This is a genomic window from Brevibacillus fortis, assembly GCF_003013395.1.
Lineage (GTDB): Bacteria > Bacillota > Bacilli > Brevibacillales > Brevibacillaceae > Brevibacillus > Brevibacillus fortis.
This window is the reverse complement of sequence record NZ_PXZM01000003.1, coordinates 612,079-629,450: the sequence shown is the minus strand read 5'-3', so window position 1 is coordinate 629,450 and position 17,372 is coordinate 612,079. Positions and strand designations below refer to the sequence as shown.

Below are 17,372 nucleotides of genomic sequence, written 5' to 3'. Positions count from 1 at the left end.
ACAAAAGGAAAGCGGTGAAGAAGCTTGGATCATCAGATACATGGGACGTACGACAGTTACCTTGTGATACTATCTTATTTAATCGCGGTTGCAGCTTCTTTTTCTGCTCTCAACCTTGCAGCCAGAGTGAGTACAAGTAAGGGGAAGCATCAGCTACTCTGGTTGATTTTTGGTGCCACGACGATGGGGGTCGGAATATGGTCCATGCATTTTGTTGGAATGTTGGCACTTACCCTCCCCATTAAGGTTCTATATGACATGGAATATGTCATCCTGTCCGTCGTCTTTGCCATTTTTGTCTCAAGTATAGCCTTGTTTACAGTAACGAAAAGCAACCTGAATGCAAGACAGCTAGGTATTGCGGGAATTCTTATGGCTGCTGGGATATCTGGCATGCACTACGTGGGAATGGCCGCGATGATTATCGAAATTACATACGATCCGTGGATCGTCATCCTATCCGTCATCATCGCAGCGACTGCTTCCGCAGCGGCACTATGGCTCTTGTTTTACTTTCGCCGTGATCAGTCGAAATACGCGTATGTATACAAATTGGCCAGCTCACTCATTATGGGAGCTGCAATCGCGGGTATGCATTACACCGGGATGGTTGCTGCGCATTTCTACGTAACGGAAATGCCAACAACCGAAGTGGAAACGCAGATCGAGTCGGAGACCCTGGCTTATATCATTGTCTTGGCCACCTTTTTACTGATCGGCATTACATTGTTCGGCTTGTTTATTAACAAACGACTCTCGCAAAAAGATACAGTCATTCAGGAAAATGAAAGCTGGTATCGTTCCCTTTATAAAAATAATGAGTACGGCATTATTTCCTTAGATACAGGTGGATGCATTATCAAAATGAACCCGGCTGTCACGAAGATTGGTGGACTGCTGGAGGAAGAATTCATCAATCAACACGTATCCAAAATTCGCATGCATATTGTTGAGGAGAAAAGGGACATCACCATAGATTCTTTTGCCCAGTCTTTTCAGCCCATTCGTAATAATTTTGAGACGACCATCCTTCATCCCAACGGAAATCGCGTGGAGCTGAGTGTGCTCAATGTCCCGGTTGAGATTGAAGGAGAGGTAGTGGGGAATCACATTATTGTGAAGGATATTACGGAGGAGAATCGTGCGAAAGAAAAAATCAAGTATTTAGCTTATCACGATGAGCTGACCGACCTACCGAACCGAAGGAAGTTTAATCAAGTCCTTCATCAATCGATTGAAAAAAGCAGCCAAGATTCATCGAGCTTTGCCGTCATTGTGATCGATATCGATCGGTTCAAAATGATCAATGATTCCTTGGGACACTCCTATGGCGATATCTTTTTGCAGGGTGTTAGTAACCGAATCGTAGAGAGTGCAGAAGGGTACCATGCAACCATTGCGCGGATGGGGGGAGATGAATTTACCATCCTCTGCGAAACCGGAGCGGACCGCAAGGAAGCGGCGAGTTTAGCGGATAAGATCATTGAAGCGTTGAAACAGCCATTCTCACTAAAAGACAGTGAATTTTACATATCAGCAAGTATTGGAACGGCAATTTTCCCAGACCACGGAACTGATGGCGTCGCGTTGCTCAAAAAAGCAGATACGGCTATGTACGAGGTGAAAAAACAGGGGAAAAATGGCCATCTGTTCTATACGCCGGATTTTGATGTCCAATTGCTGAAAAATATTGAGATCGAAAGTGATCTCCGAAAAGCAATTGAACGAAATGAGCTGGTGGTGTATTACCAACCTCAATTTCATGCAGAAAGCAATCGCATGATCGGAGTGGAGGCGCTCGTCAGGTGGAATCATCCAACCAAAGGGATGCTTTCACCAGGAGTGTTTATCCCTATTGCGGAAGAGACAGGGATGATCTACGAGATCGGTACATGGGTGCTTCGCGAAGCGTGTAGGCAAATGAAGCAATGGCATGATAAAGGGGGACCGTTGATACCTGTATCCGTCAACTTATCCTCTCATCAATTCCACCAGCGGAACCTAGTCAAGTACATCAAAAATATTCTCGAAGAAACCAAGCTTGCCCCGCACTTTTTGGAACTGGAAATCACAGAGAGCATGATGATGGATCCGGCCGTATCGATCAGTATCCTACATGAGTTAAACAAAATTGGAACGAGAATCAGTCTGGATGATTTTGGAACCGGTTACAGCTCTTTGGGCTATTTAAAAAAGTTCCCGATCCACAAATTAAAGATTGACCGCTCCTTCATAACAGACCTGTCTCGAAATGATAACGATAAAGCTATTGTGGCCACCATTATTTCGATGGCGCAGCATCTGAAATTGGATGTGATTGCAGAAGGCATTGAAACGAAGGATCAGTTGGACATTTTGACAGAAAATCATTGCAAGAAAATTCAAGGGTACTATTACAGTCGCCCATTATCTGCCAATGAGGTGGAGCAAGTGTTTTTTGTTCCCACCAGGAGGCATCTTAGCAAAGAAGCGTAAGGAAAAACTCCCTGTCTTTTAGAGATGGGGAGTTTTTTGGTATCTAAATGTGACGAATGGTTGTGGAAAATCAAAAAAGAACCTGGGCAGTTTTACCAGGTTCTTTCATATTGCACATGAATAGACACGATGATATAATCGGATCACGACTGTCTTTTTGTTGTAAAAAAACACAATTGTTGCATCTTACAACTTTATCTTATCATGCCGGTGAACTCTTGTCAAATGTTTTTTCTCAATTTAATGGTTAGGAGAGATGTTGAATGAGTTCTTTCGTTCTCGGTTTTCATGAAATGGAAAAACAGCTTTTGCTCGTTGGCGGAAAAGGGCTGAATTTAGGGGAATTATCAAAAATTCAAGGAATACAAGTACCAGAAGGATTTTGTGTTACAACAGTGGGATATCAAAAAGCCATCGAACAAAACGAAGCGTATCATGCTTTATTGGATCGACTAACTATGCTAAAGGTAGAAGATCGAAATCAAATTGGTGAAATCAGCAGGAAGATTCGACAGATCATTATGGAAGTAGAAATTCCTTCCGATGTTGCGTGCGCAGTTACTCACTATCTCTCCCAGTTTGGAGAGGAACATGCTTATGCCGTGCGTTCTAGTGCGACTGCTGAAGATTTACCACATGCCTCTTTTGCTGGTCAACAAGACACCTATTTAAATATCATCGGCGTCGATTCCATCTTGCAGCATATCAGTAAATGCTGGGCTTCCCTATTTACGGATCGAGCGATAGTCTACCGTATACAAAATGGATTTGACCACAGTCAAGTTTATTTATCCGTTATCGTTCAAAGGATGGTTTTCCCACAGGCTTCAGGGATTTTATTTACCGCTGATCCAATTACATCCAACCGGAAGTTGCTATCAATCGATGCTAGTTTTGGACTTGGAGAAGCACTGGTCTCTGGCTTGGTATCTGCCGATTGTTATCAAGTACAGGAAGGGGCAATCGTCGATAAGAGGATAGCAACCAAAAAATTGGCGATCTATGGACGTAAAGAAGGCGGAACAGAGGCACAGCAGATCGATCCTGATCAGCAAAAGACGCAAACACTTACTGAACAACAAATATTACAACTGGAACGCATTGGAAGACAGATCGAAGCTTATTTTGGTTACCCACAAGATATTGAATGGTGTTTGGTTGATGATACTTTTTATATTGTCCAGAGTCGGCCAATTACGACTTTGTACCCGATCCCTGAAGCGAATGATCAAGAAAATCACGTGTACGTATCAGTCGGCCATCAACAAATGATGACCGATGCCATGAAACCACTGGGATTGTCTTTTTTCTTGTTAACGACTCCTGCACCTATGCGTAAAGCTGGTGGAAGGTTGTTTGTTGATATTACAAATATGCTGGCTTCACCTGACAGCAGACAAACATTACTAGATACCCTGGGACAATCCGATCCGCTCATAAAAGACGCACTTATGACCATAATGGAGCGAGGAGATTTTATAAAATTCGTACCAGACGATAAAAAAGAACTGAGTTCCAGTAAAAGCATCTCGTCTGCGGGTTCGCAAGCACAGATGGAAAGCGATCCGACAATTGTCGCTGATTTGATTACGAGTAGTCAAACATCGATCGAACAGTTAAAACAAAGCATCCAAACGAAATCAGGATCAGATTTATTTGATTTTATTCTTGAAGATATCCAGCAATTAAAGAAGATTTTATTTGATCCACAAAGTTTGGGTGTAATTATGGCTGCTATGGATGCTTCATCATGGATCAATGAAACAATGAACAAGTGGCTAGGTGAAAAAAACGTAGCAGATACGCTTTCTCAATCTGTACCCAACAATATTACTTCGGAAATGGGTCTGGCGCTATTGGATGTCGCTGATGTGATTCGTCCTTATCCAGAAGTAATTGATTATTTACAACATGTAAAAGAGGATAACTTTTTGGATGAACTGGTTACGTATGATGGTGGACAGGAAACCCAAGATGCTATCAATGATTATCTCAACAAATACGGAATGCGATGTGCCGGTGAAATCGATATGACGAAAACGCGCTGGAGCGAAAAACCAACTACACTTGTCCCCATGATTCTGAGTAATATCAAAAACTTTGAGCCTAATGCTAGCAATCGGAAATTTGAGCAAGGGCGACAGGAAGCTTTGAAAAAAGAGCAAGAATTATTAGAGCGATTGAAGCAATTACCGGATGGTGAACAAAAAGCCAAAGAAACAAAACGCATGATCGACCTAATCCGTAATTTCAGCGGGTATAGGGAATATCCAAAATACGGCATGATTAATCGCTACTTCGTGTATAAGCAGGCTTTACTGAAAGAAGCCGAACAACTTGTAGAAGCCAACGTTATTCATGGAAAAGAAGATATATACTATCTCACTTTTGAAGAACTTTACGAAGTCGTACGCACAAATAAATTAGATTACGAGACCATCAGCAAACGAAAAGACGATTACAAGTTCTTTGAAAAACTAACTCCCCCACGAGTAATCACGTCTGATGGTGAAATTATTGTAGGTGAGTACAAACGAGAAAATCTCCCAGCAGAAGCTATTGTAGGTCTACCTGTCTCTTCCGGAGTTATTGAGGGAAGAGCACGTGTCATCATAAACATGGAAGATGCTGATCTAGAAGATGGAGATATATTAGTCACCTGCTTTACTGACCCTAGCTGGACACCATTGTTTGTATCCATAAAAGGCCTAGTCACCGAAGTTGGTGGACTGATGACTCATGGAGCAGTTATCGCACGTGAATTTGGCTTACCAGCAGTTGTCGGCGTGGAGAATGCGACCAAACTGATAAAAGATGGGCAACGAATTCGCGTGCATGGAACGGAAGGGTATATCGAAATATTGTAATGGCTGAATACGTCACGAAAGAGCCTCTGTCGTAATGGATACGATCGTTCAATCAAAACAGCGGAGAGCCTAAGGTCTTAGGTTGCCGCTGTTTTATTTATCAGCGCAACAGGAGAATTGTAAATTGGGTATTGAATACCCTACAGGGGTATCGTAAAATATAGTCAAATAAAGCTTCCCAAAATCAAAGGAGGATGTAAGATGAATGTCACTTTGAATGTTCAAGGAATGTCTTGCAATCACTGCGTCATCTCCATTGAAGGTGCTCTTCAAAAACTAGACGGGGTTAGCCAAGCAAAGGTAAGCCTTGCTGACAATCAGGTAAGCGTGGCTTTTGATGAATCCGTTGTTTCGCTGGAAAATGTAAAGAGACCATTGAAGATCAAGGATACGATGTCGTTTAAAGCAAAGGTTTAGGGAAAGGTTGTGATAGTAGAATGGCAGCCTTTCTTATAGTTTATATTTAACTGAATATTATAAAAATAATAATTGTAGGAGGATTGCCCTTTGAAGCGTGTACAGTTTGCCATAAGTCCAGAAATTCGTGTCGGTGGTTCCGTGTTTACGCCAACAGATATGGTGGCGATCGGTCAAATCGTTGGCGAGGATGCACAAATTGAACTGTCGACCTTCCAGCAGCTTATAATCGAGATGAACGAAGAGAAGGCTGAGGATGCGAAAAAAGCACTGCGTGAAAAAGGCTTATGCGTGTACGAAACGGGTTCTGTTGTGAAGAATTTGTCTGTCTGTTCTTTTTGCAAAGGAGCAGAAATTGAAGGGCTAGATGCAGCAAGAAATTTAAATGATACGATTGCAGGGATGACGGTTCCTTTTACGATGAGGGTCGGTTATACGGGATGCCCGAATGCCTGTGGAGAGCCATTGGTAAAAGATATCGGGATCGTCAAGCGAAAAGAAACTTTTGAAATCTACGTCGGAGGCCAATCGAAAACAATGGAGGCCAAAACAGCCGAGCTTCTGGTTGAGCAGGTGAAGGAAGAGCAATTATCCTCCATCGTCCAAAGCATCATTACGTTGTACCAGACGCATGGGAAAAAGAGAGAGAAGTTTTTCAAGTTTGTCGAGCGATATGGATTGGAGAATGTCCGCAAAGAATTAGGGCTGTCTTCCTGACAAGGGAAGATCGTCGAGATCGGACCGATCCATGAGAGTCTGTATCATCCCTCTCACCCATACATCCAACGAGGATGTCCTTTTCTTGTTCGCTTTGTCCTATTTTGTTGGCGTAGGACATACTTTACAATGAGGGGAATATACTCGGGGGTGGTATCTTGAGCGCGGTGTATCAGGTCCTGATCTACGTCGGTTTTGCTTACGTTAGCTTCACATGGTTTATATGGCGACGAAAGCAGGGAATCGATCATATGCAAGGTATGATGAGCACGATGTCGGTCAGTATGTTGATTGGGTTGATCGGTGGGTTGATCCTGGGCGATGTTTACAGGGGAGACCTTTATGTATCCACCATGTGGGGAATGCTGGCAGGTGGACTGTCTGGTTTTCTGCTAGGGGTTCCCTTGTCGATCCTGAGTATTGTGGAAGGAATCTTATCGGGTGTCATGGGCGGGATGATGGGCGCCATGCTGGGAGAGATGGTTCCGGGTGAAAAAGTAGAGCCTCTCTTGTTTGTTTTCGTCATGCTCTATACCGTATGTATGCTGCTCGTAGCCAAGCTGATTGATTCCAATAAAAAAGAAACGAAGTGGTCCTCCTTTTTTCATCATCCAGGCACTCCAGCTGTGTTGCTGCTTGCCGTCTTCTTCTGGTTCCAATCATTACCGTTTCCATCCCCGGCTCTGTATGCAGGCGATCGCGCAACAGAAATCAATCTCACAGCCGTCGACTTTTCCTATCAACCGAACCAATTTACCGTGAAAAAAAATACGGAGATCAAAGTCGTCTTTCAAAATGATGGCAATGTAGAGCACGATATTGAGGTTGTGTCCCATGGAAAAATCGTTACGATTTCAGAATCGAGCAGGGAGCATCATCATGAAGCAAAGGCTGAGGGCGTGGTTCATTTGCACGCCAAGCCAGGAGAGTCTGTTGAAACTGTGTGGAAGGCATTGGAAGAAGGAAGCTATGAATTTTATTGTACGATCCCTGGACACAAAGAAAGTGGCATGATGGGACGCTTGCAAGTGACGGGATGAAGCAAAGGAGAGGCGAATGGCGCATGGATCAGCAAGCCCTTTTCCGATTTGTATTACGGAATGGGCGAGCAAGCACCGTTGATTGGGGCATTGCTGCTCGGGGTAGTCGGGGCGTTTGCACCGTGCCAGCTATCAGGGAATGTCGCTGCTTTTACGGTGTTCGGGAAGAATGTCTTTGTCCAAGCTGGCTTTCGCAGTCATGTATGGATGTTCATCCTTGGTAAAGCAGTCGTGTATTCCGCTTTGGGAGCAATCGTATTTGGGTTTGGCGAACAGCTCTCTACCCAAGCGATTCCCTTGTTTCAGTGGGCGAGAAAATTACTGGCACCGATGTTTATACTGATTGGACTGTTCTTACTTGGATGGATTCGACTGCCCTTTCTACATACACAATCATTCGAGGAAAAAATCAAGCGTTTTTCTGAGCGATTTGAAGGAAAGACACAATCCTTTTGGCTTGGCGTTGCCTTTTCCCTCGGGTTTTGTTCGACGATGTTTTGGCTCTTTTTTGGACTGACGATGCCACTGATGTTCGCCAGCTCTTTCGGGCCGATCATTCCCACAGTATTTGCACTTGGTACGGCGCTGCCGCTGCTCATCGTTCTACTGCTGCTTGCTGTTGCAAGTGATAGTCCTTCTCTCATGAACAAAACGAGGACATGGGGTACGTTAACGCAGAAGTTAGCTGGAATCGTGTTCGTCCTGCTCGGTATTTCGGACTTTATGGCATTTTGGTAAGGGGTGTGACAAGACACAATTTGAGGGAAAAAAAGAGAGCTGGTGGGCTCTCTTTTTCGTTGACTTCAAGGGAGTGGTGGTATGACTGTGACAGATTTCAATCCCCATATATGATCGAAATAAATAGAGCAATTAAGCATTTCGGAAATATCTCGCAACGGTACAACAAGGATGGTATTATTGTACAGCTTTGCTTTTGCAGATGCAGTTACTTGGCTCCCATTAAGAAGGAATCGATTACTTCCGACTGGAAGCGTTATGGTCGAATCTCCTTGTTTGAGTGTTGCAGTCTGAGTTGGATCGTCCCATTGAATGGTGGCACCAAGCGCTTTTGCTAGTTCGCGAAGCGATACATAGGTGACATCATTTTCAGTAAAGGTTTGATTCACCAGCTTTTGATTATTTACGGTCACGTTCAGCGCTTCTGCATAAGGAGCCGTGCTTTGGGAATCGGTTTGTATCCTAACGATCAAGTCATCAAAGTTTGTGAACTTGGATTTTAAAAGGTCGAGTGGTATTTTAAATGATGTTCTTACAAAGTGTCCTGGCTCTAAGCGAAGTGACGCATTGATAACAGGGTGGGTATTCTCGGGATATAATAATCTAGTTTCTTCGTAGTTTAAAATCTCCAATCCAGAGTATGTAAGGTTAACCGCTGTTGCCTCTCCCCGATTCATCACAATCATATTTTCAATATAATGAGTGTCTGTAACTTCAATAGAGGTTGTTTCCGTATATATGCCTGGACTAAGCTCTGCTTTGCTCCCAAGTGTAAACGTATATGTAGGCTTTAAGTAAGCACCAGTCAAATCTGAAGCTTTTGTAACTGAAGGAACAAGATCAAAATAAATACTATTTTTTCCCCCTAACAGGTTATTTCCTGGATACATTACTTGGCTTTGAATTTCAAGAAGCTCAGAGTCTATACTTATTTTTTTTCCATTTTTATTATGCAGTTCAAGTTTCCCAGAAAGGTCCAATATTTCATAGGGACTAACATTGCCCCAACTCAAATAACCATGTGCATAGTGACTCCCATTCTCCCTTGTCGAGAACTTTAATTCGGTCAATTCAAACTGCAAAGGATTCTTCTCAAAAGATGCATAGGACACTGGAATTGATGCAAAGAAAATAAAAAAGGTGAAAGCAAGGCACGTAAAAAGTCTAACCATCTTCCCCATTTCAAATCACCCCAAGATTGAAAATATCATGTTAGAAAAGCCTTCAAGAAAGAAGGCTTTTCCCTACTCATCTGTAAAGATTATTCGGAACGACGATGACGGTTTTCTGACCCCCTTTATGTTCAAAAACAACATAGTAATCAAGCATTTCTACAATATCTCGTAAAGGTACAACCAGAGTGGTGTTATTGTACAGCTTCGCTATTCCCGACACAGTAGTTTCGCGACCTTCATCAATAAAGCGATCACTGCCAACCGGTATGACTATTTTTCTATCGTATTCCATGAAGTTGTCTCTCAGGATGAGCGTTGCCGTTTGGGTAGGATCATTCCACTGGATAGTAGCACCAATAACGCCGGCTAACTCGCGAAGGGAAACATAAGTGACATCATTTTCAACAAAGGTTTGTTGCACAAGCTTTTTATTATTTACGGTAACAATCACTGCTGAGTCGTCTTTATAAGGAGCAGCGTTATCGTGGATAAAGTCTATACTAATTTTTCTGATGTCTTTCAAGTTCTTAAACCTAGAATCGATAAAATCAAAGGGTAGTTCAAATCTTGCTTCTACAAACTGTCCCGGCTCTAGCTTCAACGACGAATTGATAACAGTATGGCTAGTTTCGGGGTAGAAGTGAACCATTCCGTTTCTGTCCGTAAATGAGAGGCCTGAGTATTTAAAATTTGTAGCGGTTGCTTCACCTTGATTAAGGAATAGGGCATTAATAAAAAAACTGGTTTCCTCTGATCCTCCATAAATCATTGAATCTCTAATGACATTTGCTTTGAGTTCTGCCTCTTTCCCTAATGCAAAAGTATAGTTTGGTTTTAGATAAGCCCCTTCAGACACTGGAACCAAAGCAAAGAAAATAAAAAAGATTGCAAGAAGGCACGTAAAAAGTCTAACCATTTTTACCATTTCAAATCACCCCAAGATTGAAAATATCATGCTAGAAAAGCCCTCATAAAGAAGGCTTTTCCCTCACACATCCATAATAATCGGCAGAATCATGGGTCTGCGCTTTGTTTTGGCATACACGAATTTCCCAATCGCTTCCCGCATTCCTTGCTTCAGGCGGTTCCACTGACTCACATTGGCTTCTTGCAAATTGGTGATTACCTCGGATGCAAGGCGAGTCGCTTCTTCCAACAGGCCCTCTGATTCCGGGGCATGAATGAATCCGCGAGAAATAAGGTCAGGACCCGACAAAATCTTGCCGTCGGTTTTACTGCGCGTCACAACGATCACGAGAATGCCATCTTCCGAAAGATGTTTGCGATCCCGTAATATTCCATTCCCTACATCACCGATTCCTAAACCATCCACCAAAGTATTTCCGGCAGGGATTTTTCTTTCCTGCACCGCCGCACCATCCTGAATATCCACGACATCTCCGTTATTTACGATAAAAATTGACTCGAAATCAACGCCGACGGATTCAGCCAACAGACGATGTTGATGGAGCATTCGATACTCACCGTGAATGGGAATAAAGTATGTTGGTTTCATGAGAGTGAGCATGAGCTTCAACTCTTCTTGGAAGCCATGACCGGACACATGCATGCCTGTCCCAGAGCCATAAATAACGTTGGCGCCCATGATAAACAAGTTGTCGACGATGCGTGCTACATTCCGTTCATTTCCCGGGATAGGGGAAGAAGAGAGGATGACAGTATCGCCGCGTTCTACTTTCACGTGTCGATACCCGGAGGTCGACAATCGAGATAAAGCGGCCATGGGTTCGCCTTGGCTTCCGGTGCATAGGACAGCGACACGGCCTGGATCGAGCTCGCTCACTTCTTCTACTTCCACCAGCATGTCTTCTGGAATATGTAAGTAGCCTTGTTCCGATGCGATTTTGACCACATTGACCATACTTCGGCCCAATAAAGCGAGCTTTCGATTCGTCGCTTCTACGGCATCGATGACTTGTTGCAGGCGGTACACATTGGAGGCGAACGTCGAGACAAAAATTTTCTGCTGTGCTTTCCCGAACGCTTCCAATAGACGATCGCCCACATGTTTTTCCGATGGCGTAAAACCGGGACGCTCTGCATTGGTACTTTCTGACAACAAGGCGAGTACACCTTTCTGTCCGATTTCAGCCATTCTGTGCAAATCGGGGGATTGCTTATGCACCGGCGTCAGATCAAATTTAAAGTCTCCCGTATGCACAATGGAGCCTGCTTTTGTCTCAAACACGACACCCAAGCAATCCGGAATGCTATGGTTCGTTTGAAAAAAGCTGATCGTGAGCGATCCTAATGAAATGGTAGAGTGACGATCGATGGAGATGAGAGTGGTCTGATGAAGCAAATCATGTTCTTTCAGCTTCAATTCGATTAGTCCTAGTGTCAATCGGCTACCGTAAACAGGGACATTCAACTGTCTTAGAAAATAGGGAATGCCCCCGATGTGATCCTCATGACCATGCGTGACAATCAAGGCACGGACTTTTTCCTGATTTTCCAGCAGATAACTAATGTCCGGTATGATCAGATCAATTCCTAAATAACTCTCATCCGGAAACTTCGAGCCACAATCAATGAGGACAATTTCATCCCCGCATTGAATTCCGTACATGTTTTTGCCGATTTCATATACTCCTCCTAAAGCAAAAATAGAAAGAGTTTCATTCCATCCATTCATACGCAGTCAATGACCTCCCCAAAGTATCTTGTGGTTACTTTTGCCTATTGGAAAGCTGAGTATGTATGGATACAGAGGTTAGATCATCATGCAAAAATGGATGAATGAACCAATCAGGAGTCGGGCACACTGGGGTAAGACTCATTTTGGAAGGGAGCAGCTCCGGTGAAAACAAAAAGATTTCTTTTCCGCTTGTTTCTATTGATTGCCATTGCGGCTGGTGTGGAATGGTTTGTGTACGCGAACCAACAAGCGCAAACCGAAGTGGTAGCAGAAGAATCGCACGCTCATCATGCAGCGCCGACACTCGCTGTGACGCATACCCTTGAGAAAGATGATTTGCAACTCAAATTGGCTGTTACGAACTTCTCCTTTTCCCTCGAAAACATGGGGAAAGAAAACAAGCACGGGGAAGGGCATGTTCACCTGTACCTCGACGGCAAAAAGATCGCTAAAGTATTTGAGTCGAGCTATGTCTTGAAGGATATCTCTGCTGGGAAGCATGAGGTCAAGGTAGAACTGGCCCATAATAACCACGAGTCGTATGGTGTTGCAGAGAGCTTTTCCATTGAGGTAAAGCCCTGACAAGTGAGGGTAATTGTTGGGAAAAGGAAAAAAGCCGACTTCGATACGCCTTGTGGCATTCGAACTGTCGGCTTTTTTCGTGGATAGACTAGCGCATATGCACACTGACTTTTGCTTGCTGGTCTGGCAGGGCTATAACCAAAGTCGGATAGCTGATGACTTGCGTTTTCATCGAACCTGGAGCTGGTGCTTGTACCCGAACGTGTACGGCAAAGGCATGAGGGCCTGTCCGCTTGACTTGGTCCGCTACTAAACGATATCCTCCTGTTGGGCGCTGTCCCGCACCTACGACTACATAGGATTTTCCATTACCACGGACAATTGTGTGTCCGCCATTTTTTCGAACCTTCTTCAAAGCTTCCTGTACGGCAGGCGGATAGGGAGCAGCCACAGCTTCATATGCAACATCTGCTTGTGCAACCTCTTTCGCCACCGGCTCAGATACGGTAGGATGTTGAGGTGACAAGACTTGTGTACCCGTTACAGCCAAGGTTGCTGTTAAAAGCAAACTAGGAAATACATGCAACATCAAGATCCCTCCAATAGGTAAAAGTAATGGATCGAACAACATATAGACTGAGGTGACAGGCGTGCGTGTGAAGGATTCGCTGGAATACCTGTCCGAATCAACGCGACAAGCGATTCTACATGAACAGACCAAACGATATCAGATTGCCGAAGAGCAAGATGTAACAGCGAGATTATTGGACCCTGTTTTTATTGGGCAAGTGTGGGAACAGGCAGATGAGTTGGAACGAGCCGTTATCCGGCTTTTCGTAACCAAAGCGACGAGAGGTTTTTTTAGCAAACGAACTTGGGAACGTGAAACGGCAAAAGAGCACAGACATCTGTCAGTCGGCTTGACAAAATTGCGGCGGCTTGGACTGATCTTGACTGTACGGAAAATGTGGAGTGAGATCGGCTATTTAATGCCACAAGAGGTTCGAGAGCAGTTGACGAATCAAATGCTGCCGGAAGGCTCTCAGGCTTTTGTTTCTCTTTCAAAAACGCTCCCTTATTATATATCAACAGGCAGAGGGATACAGCTGGATCTTTTTGGGCTTCTGTTGTTTATACGGGACAACCAAATTCCCATTACGCAAAAAGGAAGTATTCATCGCAGGATGTCGCAAAAAATGCTACCACTGCTCTCGCTGACAGACGAGCATGTAAAGGGAATCGTGATTCCACCGCTCGATCAGGAACAAAGAGAGGGCTTATCCTTGACCGTTGTGCTTGATATTGCTCTCAGACTGGGCCTGGTGCAACGGGACGGGCGAGAACTTGTACTCGACGTCGATCGAACGAAGCAATGGCTGCATCAACCACCGCCCATACGTTGGGAAGAGATGTACCAACTCGTCATGGAACAATTTTTGCCGCATGGCGACTGGTGGGAATTTTTCGTTCAATTGATGAGGCGGGTTCCTCTCGAGCAGTGGTGTTCCATCCATGAGCAATTGCGCATGCTAAAAGAAGCAGGATTCCCTTTACCCGACAATGCAGAGGCGCTAATTGTCGAGCAATGGATGCATGTGCTGTTAGGCTTAGGATGGATTCAGCTCGGGATGGACGAGGAGCGAGGGATTTTTTGGCGGTGGAGTAGCTTGCCGCGATTATCGTCAGAGGAAGGCTGGTTTGTGGACCCCACAGGCGCCATTACAATCCCTCCGCTTGTTCCGTTGCTGGATGTATGGGAAATCAGCCGATTTTGCCAGCTCCAATTTGATGGGCAATTGATTCGGGGTGAATTGCAAGCAAGGCTGTTGCAACCGTATTTGGCACAAGGGGGGGCAGAGGAGCAAATCATAGAAAAGCTTAGGGCCTCCTGCGTTCATCCGTTGCCCGAGAGCTTGATAGAGGTTGTGAGCCAATGGGCGAGAACAGCAAGGCAAATTCAAATGGAGCCGTACTTCCTCGTGCGGACAGCGCATGCCGGATTTCTGGAAGAATGGCGCGAAATTCCTGACTTTCATCCATTTCTTACCCAAGTGATATCCCCAAATGCGTTTTTGATTCCGTTCTCGCAGGAAAAAGAACTGATTCGCTTGCTTCGTCACTTTGGTTATGAGCCGCAAGCGCTGTCACATGTTGCTAGCGCAAGCAAAGAGCTCCAGCCACGCGAAAACAGTCAAGCGGGGAATAAAGGTTTGCTTCTCATCGAACGGCCTTGGGACGGTTATGCTATTGAAAACACGTTCCCTGAGCAAAATGAGCAAATCGCCGCGCTACCCAAAATGTGGACGAAGCATTTCCAATCGTATCATCCACAATCCATGAGGGACTTGTTTAAGCGTGCAACAGAACTGAAGCTGGAAGTGGAGATCCAGCAAAGTGGAAAAGAAAAGCTGCGGGGGTTACCGACAGAAGTACGCCTGGAAATGGGGTACTGGATGGTTACGATCGCTGGACAGAGCGGCAAACAGTGTTATCGTCTCGACAACATCGAGCGGGTGCGCATTGTAGTGCCCGAATATCTGTACTAAGGGTGTGCATCGTGATACAATCAGGGATGACGTAAAGTTTTCAAGCTTTACGGCGAAAGGAGGTCTCGCTTTATGGATACATTGGAAGCTGTGGATATGACGCAGTTGATAATGGAGTCTCATGAGCTGTCCACGATGATTAACCAATCGCGCGAGGTCTCGGGGTACTTGCAGGCCAAACGCCAAATGGAAGCAGATGAGGAAGTGCAACGTCTGCTCGTCGTGTTCGAGGCTAAGAAGGAACAGTACGAAGATGTGCAACGGTTCGGGAAGTATCACCCCGATTACAATCATATATCCAAAGAAGTACGGGAACTGAAGCGCAACATTGAACTGAGGGATTCCGTACAGGCATTCAAGCGAGCAGAGGATGCTCTGGATGAGCTCTTGTATCAGGTGAGTAGAACCATTGCTCATTCCGTATCAGAAACAATCAAGGTACCGAGCAACAATCCATTTTTAGAGGCGCAGGGCAGCGGTTGCGGGACTGGCGGAAGCTGTGGATGCAGCACGAAAAAGCCATCGTAATTTACGCTGTACCCGATTCATTTTGGCGTAGCAGAAAACAGTCTTCACAAAGATTGCCACAGCAAAATTGCTTTTCGTCAGGTACGCGAAAGCGGAAGCGATACACATGCTGCACGTCATCAGAACGCACGTAAATGCATTCTGGCTTTAATTTGGTATCAGTGGTCAGGCGCTCTCCTGTTTCCATTAGCTGCTTTGTCAGCATAGGAGCAGGGAGCGTACTGCTTACATAGAAAAAGCGCTGGCCTGCATATGTTCGCCAACTGCTATGGGTCACGATTTTTTCGCGGTGAAGCGCTTCCTCGAATTGATGATAAAACGTAGCCAGCATAGACCACGATTCCTTTCTGTAATAAGCTTTCACCAGTAAGTATACCATGATTGGGAAGGAGACCGACGGCAAAACATGAGAGAGCGACGTCTGGGGGTCGCCGTGTGGGTGAAAAACACGCGTGCCGCCAAAAATTTACGCAAATTTGGCACCATTCATTACATCTCCAAGCGCTTAAATTACGTTTCGATGTATGTGGATGCCAATTTGTTGGATGAAACGATTCGTATTATGGAAAAGCTGCACTTCGTAACGAAAATTGAACGTTCCCATCGCCATGAGATCCCGGTAGAGTACAACAATGCCAGACCGGATAAGGCAAAGGAATACGATTATAAACAAGAGAAGAACCAGGTAATGGCACTAGCAGAGACCTTACTGACAGAAGAAAGCAGCCAAGCAACCGTTGGTTCGACATAAGTTGTTCATAAGCTGCCATTTTTCGGCAGCTTTTTTGCTTTTGTTAAACTGGCGTACATGGTATGCTAAAGTGGAAGAAAACGAGAAGCCACGCGCATGAATGCGTTTTCAAAAGATAGATTAGGGAAAGAAAGGTGAGCATACATGATTCATCTGGATATTAACTGCGATATGGCAGAGGGTTTCAGCAGAGGCCGACAATCAGAGGATTTGGGGATTATGAAATGGATCACCTCCGTTAATATTGCTTGCGGATTGCATGCAGGGGATCCCCATATTATTTGCAGAACAATCGAAGCTGCACTCAGGCATGATGTGAAAATCGGGGCTCATCCCGGTTATGCAGACATTCAGGGCTTCGGACGTCGTTCGATGAACTTGTCTGTCAATGAAGTGTATGAGCTGGTGTTGTATCAAGTTGCAGCTTTGGCTGGGACGACAAAAGCACTCGGTGGGGAGCTTCACCATGTGAAATTGCATGGCGCCCTATATAACGAAGCGGCTGAACGCCCAGAGCTCGCTGAAGCGGTGGTCCAAGCCATTGCGGATATTGATGAAGAACTGATTCTGTATGCACTGTCTGGCAGTAAGCTCGTAGAGGCAGGCTTGGAACACGGCCTTCAGGTGGCAGAGGAAGTATTTGCAGAACGGGCTTATTTGCCGAATGGTCGATTGGCCCCGCGTGAGTTGGAAGGAAGCGTGCTGATCAGCAAGGAAGAACGCATGGAGCAGACACGCCAGCTCGTTTTGAAACAAAGAGTAAAGACGGTTAATGGCGAGCACGTTGACTTGGCGGCCGATACCCTTTGCGTCCACCACGAGAGCCATGACATACTGCAATTTCTTGTCGAAGTACATAAATGGGCAAAGCAAAACGATGTGAAGATTGAACCAATCACAGCTCGATAGTAAAAAAGCCATTCAGCAATGCCATCCC

General features: G+C 44.9%; 15 protein-coding genes and 1 pseudogene. 11 read left to right on the top strand and 5 right to left on the bottom strand.

Going from position 1 to position 17,372, the window contains the following annotated elements; genetic code table 11:
- Positions 1-24 precede the first annotated feature (24 nt).
- The 6 genes and pseudogenes from C7R93_RS04705 (at position 25) to C7R93_RS04680 (ending at position 8,254) form a co-directional block, all read left to right on the top strand.
- Positions 25-2,475 carry a bifunctional diguanylate cyclase/phosphodiesterase gene (locus C7R93_RS04705; protein WP_106837697.1) on the top strand — a complete coding sequence of 817 codons (2,451 nt, stop codon included), beginning with the start codon at positions 25-27 and terminating at the stop codon, positions 2,473-2,475.
- Positions 2,476-2,738: 263 nt separating this feature from the next.
- Positions 2,739-5,342 (top strand): phosphoenolpyruvate synthase, encoded by a 2,604-nt coding sequence (gene ppsA, locus C7R93_RS04700; protein ID WP_106837696.1) that lies wholly within the window; start codon positions 2,739-2,741, stop codon positions 5,340-5,342.
- A 201-nt stretch (positions 5,343-5,543) separates the two neighbouring features.
- Positions 5,544-5,746: pseudogene (copZ, locus tag C7R93_RS04695) on the top strand (copper chaperone CopZ).
- Between the two features lie 103 nt (positions 5,747-5,849).
- The gene (locus tag C7R93_RS04690; protein WP_106837695.1) at positions 5,850-6,476 is read left to right on the top strand and encodes a nitrite reductase; all 627 of its coding nucleotides are present in this window, start codon (positions 5,850-5,852) and stop codon (positions 6,474-6,476) included.
- 167 nt (positions 6,477-6,643) lie between these two features.
- The gene (locus tag C7R93_RS04685; RefSeq protein ID WP_106837776.1) at positions 6,644-7,516 is read left to right on the top strand and encodes a cupredoxin domain-containing protein; all 873 of its coding nucleotides are present in this window, start codon (positions 6,644-6,646) and stop codon (positions 7,514-7,516) included.
- A 48-nt stretch (positions 7,517-7,564) separates the two neighbouring features.
- The gene (locus C7R93_RS04680) at positions 7,565-8,254 is read left to right on the top strand and encodes a cytochrome c biogenesis CcdA family protein (protein WP_244191439.1); all 690 of its coding nucleotides are present in this window, start codon (positions 7,565-7,567) and stop codon (positions 8,252-8,254) included.
- 65 nt (positions 8,255-8,319) lie between these two features.
- Here C7R93_RS04680 and C7R93_RS04675 read toward each other — a convergent pair whose 3' ends face one another.
- From C7R93_RS04675 to C7R93_RS04665, 3 genes are all read right to left on the bottom strand, one after another.
- The gene (locus tag C7R93_RS04675; RefSeq protein WP_106837693.1) at positions 8,320-9,435 is read right to left on the bottom strand and encodes a copper amine oxidase N-terminal domain-containing protein; all 1,116 of its coding nucleotides are present in this window, start codon (positions 9,433-9,435) and stop codon (positions 8,320-8,322) included.
- Positions 9,436-9,502: 67 nt separating this feature from the next.
- Positions 9,503-10,354 carry a copper amine oxidase N-terminal domain-containing protein gene (locus C7R93_RS04670; protein WP_106837692.1) on the bottom strand — a complete coding sequence of 284 codons (852 nt, stop codon included), beginning with the start codon at positions 10,352-10,354 and terminating at the stop codon, positions 9,503-9,505.
- Positions 10,355-10,417: 63 nt separating this feature from the next.
- Entirely contained in the window at positions 10,418-12,085 is a 1,668-nt protein-coding gene (locus C7R93_RS04665) for a ribonuclease J (protein WP_106837691.1), read from the bottom strand.
- A gap of 165 nt (positions 12,086-12,250) precedes the next feature.
- Here C7R93_RS04665 and C7R93_RS04660 point away from each other — a divergent pair, with 165 nt between their 5' ends.
- On the top strand, positions 12,251-12,670 hold the full coding sequence (locus C7R93_RS04660) for a thioredoxin domain-containing protein (protein ID WP_106837690.1): 420 nt from the start codon (positions 12,251-12,253) through the stop codon (positions 12,668-12,670).
- An 88-nt stretch (positions 12,671-12,758) separates the two neighbouring features.
- Here C7R93_RS04660 and C7R93_RS04655 read toward each other — a convergent pair whose 3' ends face one another.
- Positions 12,759-13,199, bottom strand: coding sequence for a protease complex subunit PrcB family protein (locus C7R93_RS04655; protein WP_106837689.1), 441 nt, complete (start codon positions 13,197-13,199; stop codon positions 12,759-12,761).
- Between the two features lie 61 nt (positions 13,200-13,260).
- Between C7R93_RS04655 and C7R93_RS04650 the strand changes: the two genes are divergently transcribed.
- Together C7R93_RS04650 and C7R93_RS04645 are read left to right on the top strand one after the other, a co-directional pair.
- Positions 13,261-15,156 carry a hypothetical protein gene (locus C7R93_RS04650; RefSeq protein WP_106837688.1) on the top strand — a complete coding sequence of 632 codons (1,896 nt, stop codon included), beginning with the start codon at positions 13,261-13,263 and terminating at the stop codon, positions 15,154-15,156.
- Positions 15,157-15,228: 72 nt separating this feature from the next.
- A complete protein-coding gene (locus C7R93_RS04645; protein ID WP_106837687.1) occupies positions 15,229-15,684 on the top strand; it encodes a YlbF/YmcA family competence regulator in 456 nt (151 codons plus the stop codon).
- Position 15,685: 1 nt separating this feature from the next.
- On the opposite strand, the gene C7R93_RS04640 is transcribed toward C7R93_RS04645, so the two are convergent.
- Positions 15,686-16,015, bottom strand: coding sequence for a hypothetical protein (locus C7R93_RS04640; protein WP_106837686.1), 330 nt, complete (start codon positions 16,013-16,015; stop codon positions 15,686-15,688).
- 75 nt (positions 16,016-16,090) lie between these two features.
- Between C7R93_RS04640 and C7R93_RS04635 the strand changes: the two genes are divergently transcribed.
- Both C7R93_RS04635 and C7R93_RS04630 read left to right on the top strand, forming a co-directional pair.
- Complete coding sequence (locus C7R93_RS04635; RefSeq protein WP_106837685.1) at positions 16,091-16,435, top strand: YlbG family protein; 345 nt, start codon at positions 16,091-16,093, stop codon at positions 16,433-16,435.
- 144 nt (positions 16,436-16,579) lie between these two features.
- Complete coding sequence (locus C7R93_RS04630; RefSeq protein ID WP_106837684.1) at positions 16,580-17,344, top strand: LamB/YcsF family protein; 765 nt, start codon at positions 16,580-16,582, stop codon at positions 17,342-17,344.
- Positions 17,345-17,372: the final 28 nt, after the last annotated feature.